This is a genomic window from Pseudomonas sp. DSP3-2-3 (genome assembly GCF_049898225.1).
GTDB lineage: Bacteria > Pseudomonadota > Gammaproteobacteria > Pseudomonadales > Pseudomonadaceae > Aquipseudomonas.
The window spans coordinates 19,221-33,502 of sequence record NZ_JAFCXH010000042.1; the positions used below are offsets into that span (position 1 = coordinate 19,221).

At 58.0% G+C, this 14,282-nt stretch carries 12 protein-coding genes and 1 pseudogene; 4 read left to right on the plus strand and 9 right to left on the minus strand.

Annotation, left to right across the window (positions count from 1 at the left end):
- The first annotated feature begins 94 nt into the window (after positions 1–94).
- The 4 genes from ACP7E4_RS27945 (at position 95) to ACP7E4_RS27960 (ending at position 3,261) form a co-directional block, all read left to right on the plus strand.
- Complete coding sequence (locus ACP7E4_RS27945; RefSeq protein ID WP_426119150.1) at positions 95–745, plus strand: hypothetical protein; 651 nt, start codon at positions 95–97, stop codon at positions 743–745.
- Between the two features lie 324 nt (positions 746–1,069).
- Positions 1,070–1,837: a hypothetical protein gene (locus tag ACP7E4_RS27950; protein ID WP_426119149.1), complete on the plus strand. Its 768-nt coding sequence runs from the start codon at positions 1,070–1,072 to the stop codon at positions 1,835–1,837.
- 54 nt (positions 1,838–1,891) lie between these two features.
- Positions 1,892–2,599, plus strand: coding sequence for a hypothetical protein (locus ACP7E4_RS27955; RefSeq protein WP_426119147.1), 708 nt, complete (start codon positions 1,892–1,894; stop codon positions 2,597–2,599).
- The gene (locus ACP7E4_RS27960) at positions 2,596–3,261 is read left to right on the plus strand and encodes a hypothetical protein (protein WP_426119145.1); all 666 of its coding nucleotides are present in this window, start codon (positions 2,596–2,598) and stop codon (positions 3,259–3,261) included. The genes ACP7E4_RS27955 and ACP7E4_RS27960 overlap by 4 nt, the downstream gene beginning before the upstream one ends.
- Positions 3,262–3,273: 12 nt before the next feature.
- On the opposite strand, the gene ACP7E4_RS27965 is transcribed toward ACP7E4_RS27960, so the two are convergent.
- From ACP7E4_RS27965 to ACP7E4_RS28005, 9 genes and pseudogenes are all read right to left on the minus strand, one after another.
- Entirely contained in the window at positions 3,274–3,870 is a 597-nt protein-coding gene (locus ACP7E4_RS27965) for a MarC family protein (RefSeq protein WP_020292694.1), read from the minus strand.
- A gap of 74 nt (positions 3,871–3,944) precedes the next feature.
- Positions 3,945–6,734: a response regulator gene (locus ACP7E4_RS27970; protein WP_426119143.1), complete on the minus strand. Its 2,790-nt coding sequence runs from the start codon at positions 6,732–6,734 to the stop codon at positions 3,945–3,947.
- Positions 6,735–6,878: 144 nt separating this feature from the next.
- A complete protein-coding gene (gene purD / locus ACP7E4_RS27975) occupies positions 6,879–8,174 on the minus strand; it encodes a phosphoribosylamine--glycine ligase (RefSeq protein ID WP_426119141.1) in 1,296 nt (431 codons plus the stop codon).
- 169 nt (positions 8,175–8,343) lie between these two features.
- Positions 8,344–9,951 (minus strand): bifunctional phosphoribosylaminoimidazolecarboxamide formyltransferase/IMP cyclohydrolase, encoded by a 1,608-nt coding sequence (gene purH, locus ACP7E4_RS27980; RefSeq protein ID WP_426119139.1) that lies wholly within the window; start codon positions 9,949–9,951, stop codon positions 8,344–8,346.
- A 79-nt stretch (positions 9,952–10,030) separates the two neighbouring features.
- Complete coding sequence (fis, locus tag ACP7E4_RS27985) at positions 10,031–10,351, minus strand: DNA-binding transcriptional regulator Fis (protein ID WP_020292698.1); 321 nt, start codon at positions 10,349–10,351, stop codon at positions 10,031–10,033.
- Positions 10,348–11,361 carry a tRNA dihydrouridine synthase DusB gene (gene dusB, locus ACP7E4_RS27990; protein ID WP_065831845.1) on the minus strand — a complete coding sequence of 338 codons (1,014 nt, stop codon included), beginning with the start codon at positions 11,359–11,361 and terminating at the stop codon, positions 10,348–10,350. The genes fis and dusB overlap by 4 nt, the downstream gene beginning before the upstream one ends.
- Before the next feature lie 318 nt (positions 11,362–11,679).
- Positions 11,680–13,041 carry a DUF3426 domain-containing protein gene (locus tag ACP7E4_RS27995; protein WP_426119137.1) on the minus strand — a complete coding sequence of 454 codons (1,362 nt, stop codon included), beginning with the start codon at positions 13,039–13,041 and terminating at the stop codon, positions 11,680–11,682.
- A gap of 24 nt (positions 13,042–13,065) precedes the next feature.
- A complete protein-coding gene (prmA, locus tag ACP7E4_RS28000) occupies positions 13,066–13,944 on the minus strand; it encodes a 50S ribosomal protein L11 methyltransferase (protein WP_426119135.1) in 879 nt (292 codons plus the stop codon).
- Between the two features lie 128 nt (positions 13,945–14,072).
- Positions 14,073–14,282, minus strand: a pseudogene (locus tag ACP7E4_RS28005) (acetyl-CoA carboxylase biotin carboxylase subunit); the annotation flags it as partial.

Consider the following 14,282-nt stretch of genomic DNA (forward strand, 5'->3'; position numbering starts at 1 on the left):
AGTAAGGATATTCCGAGTTTGATGTAATCCTGTAGGCGTTATTATTCAAGTTGGCTAGTTTTAGCACTCCGTTAATGCACGTGGAGTGCTAAGAATGAATGAGCTTGAATCGAATGCCCTTGTCGCAGGTAATAATATTATCTCGTTCGCTGCTGGAGTTTCGGCCGCCGACCGCGTTGATCTCCTCGATCTAATGATGTACGCCAATATATATGCCGGTCAGTCTTATAGGGTCGAGGAAGACTGGATCAGTTGGATGCTGTACTACCGCAAGCAACTGGAATACTCCGGATGCCGGTTGCGCAGCTTGATTGTAAAAGAGCCCATGGTCATCAACAGTGCTCGGGAATTGGATGATATTGGTTTCAGCGTCAAAGGTACCGTACAGATTGCCAATCTGTTGGAGCTTACCCGCCGATCTTTCAAGGCGGTGCGGCTGAGTGAGTATGCGCGGCATTTTTTTGAATACGGCAGCGGTTCCGGATCACTCAGCACTTTTCAGGTAGTGCCCTGCGAGAACCTCGCTGAGGGCGAGATCTCGTTCCTGGTCTGTGGGCTGCATGCCAGCGCTACTGTCACGTCCGATGACAGGGGCGGCGATTGGCGGGTTGGCCGGGAAATGGTGGTGCGCCTGGCCGGTGGTGTCTATTCACTGCGTCGGCAGGATTTCTCGGCACATCGGGAGCGCATTCGCGCGCGTCTGCTGGAGATCGGGCGATTCAATATAAATCAGATTAGTATCTGACTGAGAATGTAGGAATCGTCTACAGTTGGCTGCGAAATCGTCTATGCAAGTGTCGTTAATATGAGTTGTATATGAGCGACCATTTGACGGAGGTATGTGGGAAAGCATGTAATAGGATAAAGGTTAGTTCGTTTTTCTGCCGTCGGGCCCTGATTTAACAGGTGTGGGAGGGGAAGTGGCGTTTCGAGTGTTTAGGTCCGGTATCAGTGACATGTTTCCGGGCTCCATTTGTTTAAGCGGAAATTGGAGAGGTGGAAGTCTCAGTATCACTCAGCTAATTTGAGGTTGTCCATGACGGACACTTTACTGAAAAGGATTTTTAACGTGAATAACATTGATATTGAAAGCCGCATCTCGGAAAGTCGTGCATTCATTGATAGTTGCGAGCTGGGAAGTTGCAAGCATACCGCGCTTATGCGCGACGATGAGAAGTCTGCGCAAGCACTTGTCATCAACGATACTATCGTTTCCCTCGTGGCGGGCATGAGCGCTGCAAACAAGGCCGTCGTCAAGGACTGCATGTTGTTTGCCAGTCTCAATGCTGACAAGACTTTCCCCGAGGGTGGCGTGCAGTGGTTCAACCAGTACAAAACAGTCATGGCTTATTGCGGCTGGACTTCCCAGTCAGCGGAGTTGAGTGACTATAAATCTGCCAATAGCCGTTTCACCATGGAACAAGAGGGGCTGAAAATTCTCTCTTCGGCGATCACTGCCATGGCTTTGCCGGGTCCGACGTCATTGCTGCTGCTGAAGGTCGCGAAGGATGCGGTTGAAGTCCTACAGTCGAGTGAAAAGCCGCTGCGCTTGTTTGAAAACTCCAGCAAGACAGCCAAAGGGGCGAAGTTTGTCATTGGTTCAGCGGTCGAGTCCCAGGACAACGAGTTGGCGATGGCGTTGGGGGCGATGGATTTCGCAACGTCGATCAATGTGACCAATGTCTTGTTCTGGGAATGGAATAGCGCATCGGTAAGTATCAAACGCGCCGAAAATCACCTGATTCTCAACCAACGACATTTCGAGGGTATTGCCGAAACCCTGCGGGAAAAACTCACCGAAAATGCAAGAAAAGCCGTGCTTGAGTTTGATATCTGACCATTCAGGAGTCGCGGTTCGCCACGACTCTTCCGTTCCAGAGGGAGCTACATCATGCGCAATGGATTGCGAGCCAGTTATGTAAATGGCAATAGCCTGCTGTTTTTTGCTGATCAAGCCAGCCTGGCGTTTCAAGAGGATGTGCTGATCAGCACGTTGTACTGCCAGTTGGCGGCTTCGGCCAAGCATTCAGCCTTCAACGAAGCCGCCAACTGGCGTCAGCGATACTTCAATGCCCTGACCAGCTTTCGCTGCACGATTGTTTATCGCGATGTGCAAAACCTCCCGCTTGATCCGGATGAAACGATCTGGGCTCGTTTGAAAGGGATGCTTGGTAGACGGGTTTCAGCTGCGCTGATTGAAGCAGCAGAAACAGCAATCACCAACCTGACAACCCATGCCGACCACGAAGCCAGTGCGTTATTGCGCAAGCAAACGGTGCAGCTTGATTCGCATAACGATCCGGATAGCGGCACTCAAGAAAGCAAGGAGGTCTACGACGTCGCGCTGCAATTAGGTTTCATGGACGCGACGCCGACCATGCATCTGGTCCTGTTTTCTTTCAAGAGCGCCAGCCCGGTCAGCGGACTTCCGCTTGCCGACCTGTTTTCTTCCAGCGTGATCATCGGCGACCTTCATGTCGCTATAGTTTCCGCAGAGCTGGATGAGCATGATTTTGGCTACTTCCGGCAAGGCCTGCTCGACAAACTGGGCTCCAGGCGTGAAGCGCTGTGCATGGAAATTGCGGGAGTAGATCCATGAGCGGCGACTCGTCCAGGTCCATGTTGCGGGGTTCCAACCTGGTTTCATTTTTCCCGGAACTCTCCCCACTCAGCAGGGGGGACATTCTGGACGCGCTGCTCTGGGCGCAGTTGAGCGCGTCGGATCGTTACAGTCCCGAAAAGCAGTGGGAGCAATGGATCGAGCTCTACACGGCAGTGCTGATCGACAGTAGTTTTAAACCCGGCAGCTCGCTCGCACAAAAGCCGGTAAAGGTCAGCAATGAAAGCGGTTTTCGGCGGGAGGCGGCGAAGCTGGTCAAGACCATAACCCCGCCGGGGCTGGCGAACGTGGCCGAGGTAGCGTTAAACGATATGTTCAACAGTGCTCATGCTCGCCTGTTCTTCGACAGCTGGTTCAGTTTCAACGCGGGTCGATCCGACAGTTTTCAGATCGTGCCTTGCGAGAAAGGGGGATTCGGTCAGGTAAAAATTGCCGCCTGCGGGTTGCAAATGGTTACCCGTACCAAGGTAAAGCCCCCCAACGGATGGTTCCCGGCGTGGCCTTTTACCTACGAAATGACCCTGACCCTCAGAGGCGGCGGTTTCGTCTATGACGTGTACGAATACGCAGCTCACCGCGAGCGTATCCGCGAGGCATTACGGGTCAAAGGCTCCGAAGCCATCAAGGCCATCGAGCTTTGAGTGGCTGCGGGTTCACGGCACCAGATAACCCCGAACTCCGGTGAAGATAATTTGCGCCGCCAGCGCGCAGACAAACAAACCCATCAATCGGCTGACAATCTGCAAACCCTGGTCGCCCAATACCCGTTCGATATGGTTGGACAGGTAAAGCACCACGCCGACGGTGAGGCTGGCCAGGGCGATGCTGAGGATGGCGGTGAGCTTGTCGTCCCAGTGGGGCTGGCTGACGCCCATGACCAACAGTGCGCCAATGGTGCCGGGGCCGACGGTCAATGGAATGGTCAGCGGCACGATGGTCATGTCCTGCTGGACATTGTCGGTCTGCACGGCCGACTTGCCTTGGGCCATGCCCAGGGCGGAGATAAACAGCACACTGCCAGCGCCGATACGGAAGGCGTCGACGGTGATGCCGAACACACTGAAGATCACCCGGCCGAACAAATACAGCAGCACACTGGAAACCAGCGTTGCCAGGGCCACTTTCCAGGCCAGCCGCCGTTGCTCCTTGCGTGAATGACCCCGGGTCAGGCTGATGAAGCAGGACAGGACAAAGAACGGGCTATAAAGCACCAGCATCTTCAGGTAAACGCTGAACAACACATGGAGCATGGCTTGGGCTCGCGGCAGCAGAATAAGGACGAGGGGAGTCTATCAGGCGGCAAGCGCTGGCTTGCTGTGGATTGTCAGTTTTGCTGATAAAGGTCGCTGTCGGATGTCAGCGCATGAGTCTTGGCGCGCTGGGCAACCCAGAATTCCACCAGTTCGCGCAGTTGCGACAGCTCGACGGGTTTGGCCATGTGGCCGTCCATGCCCGCTTGACGCGCGCGATCCTTGTGTTCGGTCAGGATGTGCGCGGTCAGTGCAACCACCGGGGTCCGCACACGCTGATTACCCACTTCCCAGGCGCGCAATTGTTCCGTGGCAGAGAAGCCATCGAGGATCGGCATTTCGCAGTCCATCAGGACCAGATCGTAACGCTGGGCCTTCATCGCCCGCAGTGCTTCTTCGCCGTTGCTGGCCGTGTCGGGATGCAGGTTGAGCTTGCCGAGCATGCCGCGAATGACCTTGGTGGAAATGCTGTTGTCTTCAGCCACCAGAATGCGGAAGTCACTGGGTACGTTGATCGGGGTATTGAGCACCGGCGTAATGGTCAGCGGGCTTGCGCCTTTGTTGCGCTGGGTGAGTTCGTCCGCCAGCGTAGTCTTCAGGGTGTAGCCGGCCACGGGTTTGGCAAGGATGCGTTTGACCCCGGCATTGCGCGCGATGATCTTGCTCGGCGCGTTGCTGATGCCGGTCAGCATGATCAACAGAATGTCGTGGTTCAGGCTCGGGTCTTCCTTGATCTTGGCGGCCAGCTGCATGCCGGTCATGCCGGGCATGTTCTGGTCGAGCAGGACCACATCGAAGTAATCGCGCAAGTGCGCCTTGGTGCGCAGCAGTGCCAGCGCTTCCTTGCCCGAGGAGACCGCGCTGACGTTCAAGCCCCAGGCGGTGCATTGCTGGACCAACACCTTGCGGCAGGTGTCGTTGTCGTCAACCACCAGAACGCGCGCACCTTTGAGCGGGCTGTCCATGTCCAGCGGCGGCTGCTCCAGACGATCAGCGTCCAGTGGCAGGCTCAGCCATAACGTGCTGCCCTGGCTGCTGCCGGTCTGGATGCCGAACTCGCCGTCCATCAGCAGGATCAACTGCCGGGCAATGACCAGCCCCAGGTGGCCGCCCAGCTTGCTCGCGGCGAGGAAATTCTTGCTGTGCAGTTCCGCATGCAGCAGGGCGTCGCGCTCACTCGGCGCCAGTGGTTCGCCGCTGTCCTGTACGGCAATGCGCAGACGTGGCTTGCCAGCGCGGGAGTCGAGGGCGACCACCACGAGGATTTCGCCTTCGTCGGTTTTTTTCAGGGCGTTTTCCAGCAGGCTCAATACGGTCTGCCGCAAGCGGGTCGGGTCACCGCTGATGACTCGTGGCACTTGCGGCTGGATCAGGCTGATCAGTTCGACATTCTGCTGTTCAGCCTTCGCCCTGAAGATATTCATGCAGTCTTCGATCAACGCACTGAGATCGAACTGCACGTCGTCCAGCTCGATCTGGCCGGACTCCAGCTTGGTAATGTCCAGAATCTCGTTGATCAGCGTGAGCAGTTCGTTGCCAGCGCTGTGCACGGTCTGCACGTAATCACGTTGCTTGACCGACAGCGGCGTGCCCAGCAGCAATTCGGTCATGCCCAGCACGCCGTTCATGGGTGTGCGGATTTCGTGACTGATTTTGGCCAGGAACTCCGCCTTGGCATTGATTTCCGCCGTGCTGGCAGCCTGATCGCGACTGATGCTGAATCTGTCTTCGGTGATGCTGCGATGGCGCTCGCTGAGCGCGATGCTCATGAGCAAGCCGCTGACGCAGAACACGCCGAGCAGAGTGAAAATCAGCCATTGCGGGGAAATCATTGTCAGCCATAGCAGCGCGGGCAGGATGATCAGGCAGCCAATATTGAACGTGATCATTGAAACCACGAACAGCCGCGCCGGCCAGTAGCCTTTTTGCCAGTTATACGCTGACACAAACAGGATACTTAGCGTCGCCAGACTGACCAGGCCGAAGGTCAGCAGGTTGAGCGGCAAGGTGTCGACGAACAGGACCAGCAAGCCGCCCAGCGCGATGACCAGCAGGCTGCCCAGCAACCAGCGATCCAGCTTCACGACTTTGCGGTGGTAGAAGAAACAATAGGTGTACATCAGCCCGGTAATCGCCGCGAGCAAAAGGGTCAGGTGCGCGCTGGGTGTCTGCGGGATATGCCAGGTATTGAGCCAGGGCGTCAGCAGGTTGAGCAGCAGCAGCGCACTGAGGGTCAGAAGTCCTTCGCAGGCGGCAAGCCACAGGTTGCTCGGCGAGCGTGTGTGCGCGTAGCGAGTCAGATTTTGCAGGATCAGCATGGCGAGCGAACCGAACAAAAGTCCGAACAGAAAGGGTTCGCGTTCGTCGGCAGCGCTTTCGATTGCCGATTGCAGCGTGATGTTGGGGCGCAATTGCTGAGTCGAGACCAGGCGCAGGTAGAGATCAAGCGGCACGTCACTCTGAGGTAACGGCAACATGAAGTCGCGGGAGTGCAGTAGCTGGTTTTGGCGCGGAACGTTGTTGCCGGTGCGCGAATGGTCGACCATCTGCTCGCCGTTGAGGACGTACAGGTCCAGGCTGGCCAGATCCGGTGCAAAGACGCGCAGCAGTTGTTCGTGCTTGTTGGGTTGCAAGCGATAGTGCAGCCACAGCGCGCTGTCTCGATCTGCTGCGGTGATGTGTGCCAGATCGATGGGACTGAACGCGTTTTCGAAGCGTGCCGAGCGGATATCGCTCAGTTGCAGATCCGCCTGACTGTCGAGCAAGGTTGACCAGCCCGCACTCTGCTCGGCTTGCGCTGTGAGCATGAAGAGCAGGGTCAGCACCCCGACGGTTAATCTTTTGGCAATCCTGAGCCAGCGCACGGCGAAATCCCTTCGTAGATGAATACCAGACAACCCTGCGCGATGCTGAAATAACCAGAAGAATCCAAACATTCGGACCCATTGCGGGGCGAGTCATCTGTCTCGCCCCGCAGGATTGCGCCCGGTTCTGGTTGCCTGACGGCGTTATTCCAGCTCTTTACCGCGCTCGCGTGCAATGGCGCGATAGCCAATGTCACTGCGATAGAAACAACCTTCCCAATCAATCTTTGCTGCCAGCGCATAGGCCTGTTGTTGCGCATCACCCACGCTATCACCCATGGCTGTCGCGCACAGAACGCGGCCACCACTGGTTACCACCTGACCAGCCTGCAACGTGGTCCCGGCATGAAACACTTTGCCCGATAGTTGCGCTGCGTCGTCCAGACCCTTGATCGCTGCGCCCTTGGCGTAATCGCCAGGGTAACCGCCAGCGGCCAGAACAATGCCCAGGCTTGGGCGAGGGTCCCATTGCGCTTCGACTTTATCCAGTGCCTGCGCCAATGCCGCCTCGACCAGCAACACGAGGCTGGACTGCAAGCGCAGCATCACGGGTTGGGTTTCCGGATCGCCAAAGCGGCAGTTGAACTCGATAACCTTCGGATTACCAGCTTTGTCGATCATCAGACCAGCATAGAGGAAGCCGGTGTAAATATTACCTTCGTCAGCCATGCCTCGGACGGTCGGCCATATGACCAGATCCATCACCCGCTGATGCACCTCGGCGGTCACCACCGGAGCCGGGGAGTAAGCACCCATGCCGCCGGTATTCGGACCGCTGTCGCCGTCGCCGACGCGCTTGTGATCCTGGCTGGTGGCCATCGGCAGTACATTCTTGCCGTCAACCATGACAATAAAGCTGGCCTCTTCGCCATCGAGAAATTCTTCGATGACCACACGCGAACCCGCTTCGCCAAAGGCGTTGCCGGCCAGCATGTCACGTACCGCGTCTTCCGCTTCGACCAGGGTCATGGCGACGATCACGCCTTTGCCCGCAGCCAGGCCGTCGGCCTTGATGACAATTGGCGCGCCCTTTTCACGAAGATAAGCCAGGGCGGGCTCGATTTCAGTGAAGTTCTGATAATCGGCAGTCGGGATCTTGTGGCGAGCCAGGAAATCCTTGGTGAATGCCTTCGAGCCTTCCAGCTGGGCAGCGCCAGCGGTAGGACCGAAGCAATCCAGGCCACGGGCGCGGAACAGATCGACAACACCTGCGACCAGCGGCACTTCCGGACCAACGATGGTCAGCGAAACGTTCTTTTCTGCGAAGTCTGCCAGTTGCTCAAGGGCGAGCACGTCAATGGCAACGTTTTCGCACTTGGCTTCGATGGCGGTGCCGGCATTGCCAGGGGCCACGAAAACCTTGACGACGCGTGGGTCCTGGGCAACTTTCCAGGCCAAAGCGTGTTCGCGTCCGCCGCTGCCGATGATCAAAATGTTCAAAGAAAGACTCCTTCGGAGAAGCTGCAAGCTACAAGCGGCAAGTAAAAGCGATTTGCGTGGCTTTTAATGCAGCTCATGGCTTTGAATTGGTTAGGCCGCAATGGCAGGCGAGAGCGACTGATGTCCGCTTTTGCTTGCCGCTTGCAGCTTGGAACTTGCTGCTGACACTTCAGTGCCTGAAATGCCGCATCCCGGTGAACACCATCGCAATGCCCGCTTCATCAGCGGCGGCGATCACTTCGTTATCGCGCATCGAACCGCCCGGCTGGATGACGGCGGTGATGCCGACCTTGGCTGCGTTGTCGATGCCGTCGCGGAACGGGAAGAATGCGTCCGAGGCCATCACGGCGCCCTGAACCTGCAGACCGGCGTGTTCCGCCTTGATCGCGGCAATGCGTGCCGAGTTGACGCGGCTCATCTGGCCGGCGCCGACGCCGATGGTCTGGCGATTGCGAGCGTAGACAATAGCGTTGGACTTGACGTATTTCGCCACTTTCCAGGCGAAGATCAGGTCGTGAACTTCCTGTTCGGTCGGCGCGCGCTGGGTGACAATTTTAAGGTCGTCGGCACCGATCATGCCGATATCACGGCTCTGCACGAGCAGGCCGCCGTTGACGCGTTTGTAGTCCCAGGCAGCTGCACGTTCGGCAGCCCATTGGCCGGTGGTCAACAGACGCACGTTGGCTTTGGTGGCGACGATGGCCTGGGCTTCGGCGCTGACGCTCGGGGCGATGATCACTTCGACGAACTGTCGCTCGACGATGGCCTTGGCGGTTGCAGCGTCCAGCTCGCGGTTGAAGGCGATGATGCCGCCGAATGCCGATTCGGTATCGGTGGCGTAGGCCAGTTCGTAAGCCTGACGGATGCCGCCTTCAGCGTCCGGACAAACCGCAACGCCGCACGGGTTGGCGTGTTTGACGATGACGCAGGCTGGCTTGACGAAGCTTTTCACGCATTCGAGCGCGGCGTCGGTATCGGCCACGTTGTTGAACGACAGTTCCTTGCCTTGCAGCTGGGTTGCCGTGGCAATGCCCACTTCGGCCGGATTGGCTTCGACGTAGAACGCAGCACTTTGGTGCGGGTTCTCGCCATAGCGCATTTCCTGCGCCTTGATGAACTGGCTGTTGAAGGTGCGCGGGAAACCGTTGCGACCTTCTGTGCTCAGGGTTTCAGCGGTCTGGTCGATGCTGCCCAGATAGTTGGCGATCATTCCGTCGTAGGCAGCGGTATGTTCGAACGCCTTGAGCATCAGGTCGAAACGCTGTGCGTAAGTCAGGCCACCCGCCTTGAGGCTTTCCAGTACCAGGCTGTAATCGCTTGCGTTGACTACGATGGCCACATCTTTATGGTTTTTCGCCGCAGAACGGACCATGGTCGGGCCGCCGATATCGATGTTTTCGATGGCGGTAGGCAGGTCGCAGCCTGGCTTGGCGACAGTTGCCTGAAACGGATAGAGATTGACCGCGACCAGATCGATCGGCTTGATGCCGTGCTCGTTCATGATGGCGTCGTCGATGCCGCGACGACCGAGGATGCCGCCGTGGATTTTCGGGTGCAGGGTCTTGACCCGACCGTCCATCATTTCCGCAAAACCGGTGTAGTCGGCAACTTCAACCGCTGCGACGCCGTTGTCCTGCAGCAGCTTGAAGGTGCCGCCGGTGGAAAGGATCTCGACGCCAAGGGCTTCCAGCTCGCGGGCGAATTCGAGGATTCCCGTCTTGTCGGAAACACTGATCAGGGCGCGGCGGATCGGCAGGCGTGTGGTCTGGTCGGTCATCTCAATTTCCATCAAAAGCAAAAGAAGTAAGCAAAAAAGGCGACAGCGCCGAAGCGCGTCGCCTTTTTGTTTTGAATGCTTAAAGCAGGTCGTACTGCTTGAGTTTCTTGCGCAAGGTGCCGCGGTTCAGGCCCAGCAGCTCGGACGCTTTGGTCTGGTTGCCCTTGACGTAATTCATCACGCTTTCGAGCAGCGGCGCCTCGACTTCCGACAACACCAGGTTGTAGACGTCAGTGACGGGAGCGCCTTCGAGGTGGGCGAAATAATTGTGCAGCGCCTTCTCGACACTGCCGCGCAGGGTCTGGCCCTCTTCGCTCGGCGTGTTGAGGTGCTGTTTCAAATTGACGTTGTCGCTCACGGGTGTTGTTCCACTCACTAAAGTCTCGGTCATCATCGTCATGCGGCCACCTCTTCTTCTTTCCCTGCATCCGGGCTTTCGTAGCGTTCGCTGAAAAACTCGCGGACGTTGGCGCACTGTGCTTCTGTATCCTGCAAACGATTGAAGTGGGCGCGAAACTCCCTGGCGCCCGGCAAGGTTGCGAGATACCAGCCGACATGCTTGCGCGCAATACGTACGCCAAGCACATCGCCGTAGAAAACGTGAAGCGCTGCCAAATGCTCAAGCAGAATGCGTTCCACTTCACTTAATTGCAGAGTCGGCAATGTCTCGCCGGTTCGCAGGTAGTGTTCTATTTCGCGAAAAATCCATGGGCGCCCTTGAGCAGCCCGGCCAATCAACAGCCCGTCGGCGCCGGTCGCGTGCAAAACGTGCCGGGCTTTCTGGGGTGAATCGATGTCGCCATTGGCAAATACCGGAATCGACATCGCCTGCTTGATTTCAGCGATGGTGTCGTATTCGGCTTCACCGGTGTAAAGGTCGGCACGGGTGCGTCCATGGACGGCCAATGCCTGAATCCCGGCCTGTTCGGCGATTTTCGCAATCGTCAGGCCATTTTTGTTCGCCCGGTCCCAACCGGTGCGTATCTTCAAGGTGACCGGCACATCGACCGCGGCAACCACTGCCTGCAGGATCTCGTTCACCAGATGCTCGTCTTTCAACAGCGCAGAACCCGCCGCCTTGTTACACACTTTTTTCGCCGGACATCCCATGTTGATGTCGATGATCTGCGCGCCCAGTTCAACGTTGGCGCGCGCGGCGTCGGCAAGCATTTGCGGGTCACCACCGGCGATCTGTACCGAGCGCGGCTCGGGATCACCCTCGTGGATCATGCGCAGCCGCGATTTGCGGCTGTTCCACAGGCTCATGTCACTGGTGACCATTTCCGAAACCACCAGGCCCGCGCCGAGTTGGCGGCAGAGCTGACGAAAGGGCTGGTCGGTGACGCCCGCCATGGGGGCGAGAATCAAGCCATTGTGCAATGTATAAGGACCGATGCGTACCGCCGACATAGGTGTGCCTGTTGTGGGGGCCGAATCATCGCAGGCCGTGATGACTGCTCGATGTTCACGGTCTGCCCGGTCCGGTCTTCCAAGTGCTCAAGCGCTTTTCAGACCGAATCCAGAGTAAGAAAAAGGGTTGGCATGATACCCGCTCTCGATGACTGGATAAAGGCTGAATTGGATAAAATCTGAACAGTTATTTTTTATCGCGAAACGTTCAAGCTTGTTGTCCAGGTTCCAAAATAGCTCGGCGGCGGCTGCCAATGAGTGCATCGAAATCGATACGCCAGGTCTATGAGGGGCGGCGAGCCAGACGCCGCGCGGCTTTCATTCCGGAGAACGGAAGCTCAGGCTGTAATTCACCGCTTTGGCACCGGGATCGAGAATGTCCAGCGCGATGTGAATCGGTGTCTGCGGTGGCATTTCTTCCTTGCCGGCCATCTCGCCGCTCAGGTATTCCGCCGGTTTGAAGCGACGACTGGCAATCAGCTGACCACTGGTATCGGCGAAACGCAGCTCCAGCAGCGGGAAAGGTTGGGAAAACGACGCGCGGTTATAGATGATCGCGTCGACGACCAATGCACCTTTGAATTCCGGATGGCTGCGCACCACCAGATTGCTGCTTTTGAGCAATTTGATATCGACCTTGGACGGAACCTTGCAGTCGATTTGCGGGCAGATCAGCTGAAACCAGGGGCGGTACTGGTCCTGGCGGGCCAGCTCGTCAAAGTGATACCAGATGTATTGGCCTGCCAGCCCGGCTAAAGCCAATACCGCCAGCAGTGTCCAGATCAGGCGCCGTCCCCAATTGGATTTGGGTCGCTGCCATTCCAGTTGCAGCGGCTCGTCGGTCAGATCAACCAGTGTCTTGTCGCGCACCCCAGGCTCGCTGCGATTGCGTCGGCCGCGAACTTCGGGCTCTGGTTGAGGCTCGTGGTCTTGTTCATGGTCATCGTCATCAAGCGCCGACCAGCGTTCAGTCTTCTCGCTGCCCGGCGCCTTGCGCTGGCTCTGCAGAGGGGCCATGGGCTCCTCGTCGCCGAGGCCGTCCGGGGTCGAGGACAGCGACGGTTCGGTTCGGCCGTTGCCGGAAGACTGCTCATGCTCGGATTCAGGTTCGAGTTCCAGTGATTGCTGGGGCTCGGGTATAACTTCGGCCTGCAATTCCGGCAGTTGACTGACGTCGTCATTGCGCAGGCTGGTGACCCACGCGTCGTCTTCGGTTTGCCCATTGTCGCGATGGGCAGACAGGTTGGTATCGCCATCAACACGGCTTCTTTCGCGACCGAAGGTTTCCGGCAGCTGGATTTCCCGCTGCTCAAGCCGTGCCAGTTCTTCGTCCAGGTCCATGTCGTCCAGGTCCAGGGCGTTGGCTTTCCAGTCTCTGGGCGCTGGGACGATTTCCACCACTTCAGGTTCAGGCGCAGGTTCGACAGCCACGAGCGCCGGTGGGGCTTGCACGGCTGGCGGCGCAATAATCGCTGGCACGGGCTCAGACGTTGGTGCAGACGGCTTGGCTGCCTCGACAGTCGAGTCACTGCCGCGCTGTTCCAGTAACTGTTTTGCGGCATTGAAGACCTGCAGGCAGGCGCCGCAACGCACCACGCCGCGTGCCACGCTCAGCTGGGCGTGGCTTACTCGGAAACTGGTCTGGCAGTGCGGGCACTGGGTGACGAAGCTGTCGGTCATGCGACTGTCCGGTTCAAGCGGCGGTTAACGGCGACGGCCCGTGATGCGTACCCAGCCATCACGGTTAGCAATCGGATCGAGATCGAACGTACTGGCATAAGCGGCGGCAACTTCTTCGCCTTGCTCGGCCAGAATGCCGGACAGCGCCAGTCGGCCGCCTGGTTTGACCAGCGTCGCCAACTGAGGTGCCAACGCGACCAGCGGCCCGGCGAGAATATTGGCAACCAGCACGTCGGCCGGTTCCTGCGGCAGGTCTTCCGGCAGGTACAACGGGAAACGCTCGGCCTCGATGTGGTTACGACCGGCGTTGTCCCGCGAGGCTTCCAGCGCCTGCACGTCGATGTCGGTACCGACCGCTTGTCTGGCGCCCAGCAGCAAGGCAGCAATGGCGAGGATGCCCGAGCCGCAACCGAAGTCCAGCAGGTTGCAGTCTTTCAGGTCCTGACCGTCCAGCCATTCCAGGCAGAGTGCGGTCGTCGGGTGAGTGCCGGTGCCGAACGCCAGGCCCGGGTCGAGCAGCAGGTTGACTGCGTCCGGCTCCGGAGCGGCATGCCAGCTCGGCACGATCCACAGGCGCTGACCGAAACGCATTGGCTGGAAATTGTCCATCCAGCTGCGTTCCCAGTCCTGATCCTCGATGACTTCGCTCATGTGTTCCGGCAGTTCGGCGCCGGTGAGCAGTTTCAGATGCGCAAGGACATGGTTGGCATCGGTGTCGGCTTCGAACAGGGCGAGCAGGTGCGTGTGCGACCACAGCGGCGTGGTGTTGAGTTCCGGCTCGAAGATCGGCTGATCTTCGGCGTCCATGAACGTCACGGACACGGCGCCGACTTCAAGAAGGGCGTCTTCGTAGGTTTCGGCTTGTTCTGGGCTGATGGCGAGACGGACTTGCAGCCAAGGCATGGCGGGTTACCTTCGAATGAAAAATGATCTGCGGTTCAGTGCAGCAGGAAACGCGCAAGTTTACTGTGATGCGTCACAAACAACAAAGCCGCTGTGAAAGCGGCTTTGTTGATCCGGAGCAAGCGACCTTATTGATTGGCCAGCTTGTGTTCCAGGTAGTGAATGTTGACGCCGCCTTCGCAGAAGCCTTCATCACGGGTCAGGTCGCGGTGCAGCGGGATGTTGGTCTTGATCCCGTCGACCACGATTTCGTCCAGGGCATTGCGCATGCGGGCCATGGCTTCGTCGCGCGTTGCGCCCCAGGTGATCAGCTTGCCGATCAACGAGTCGTAGTTGGA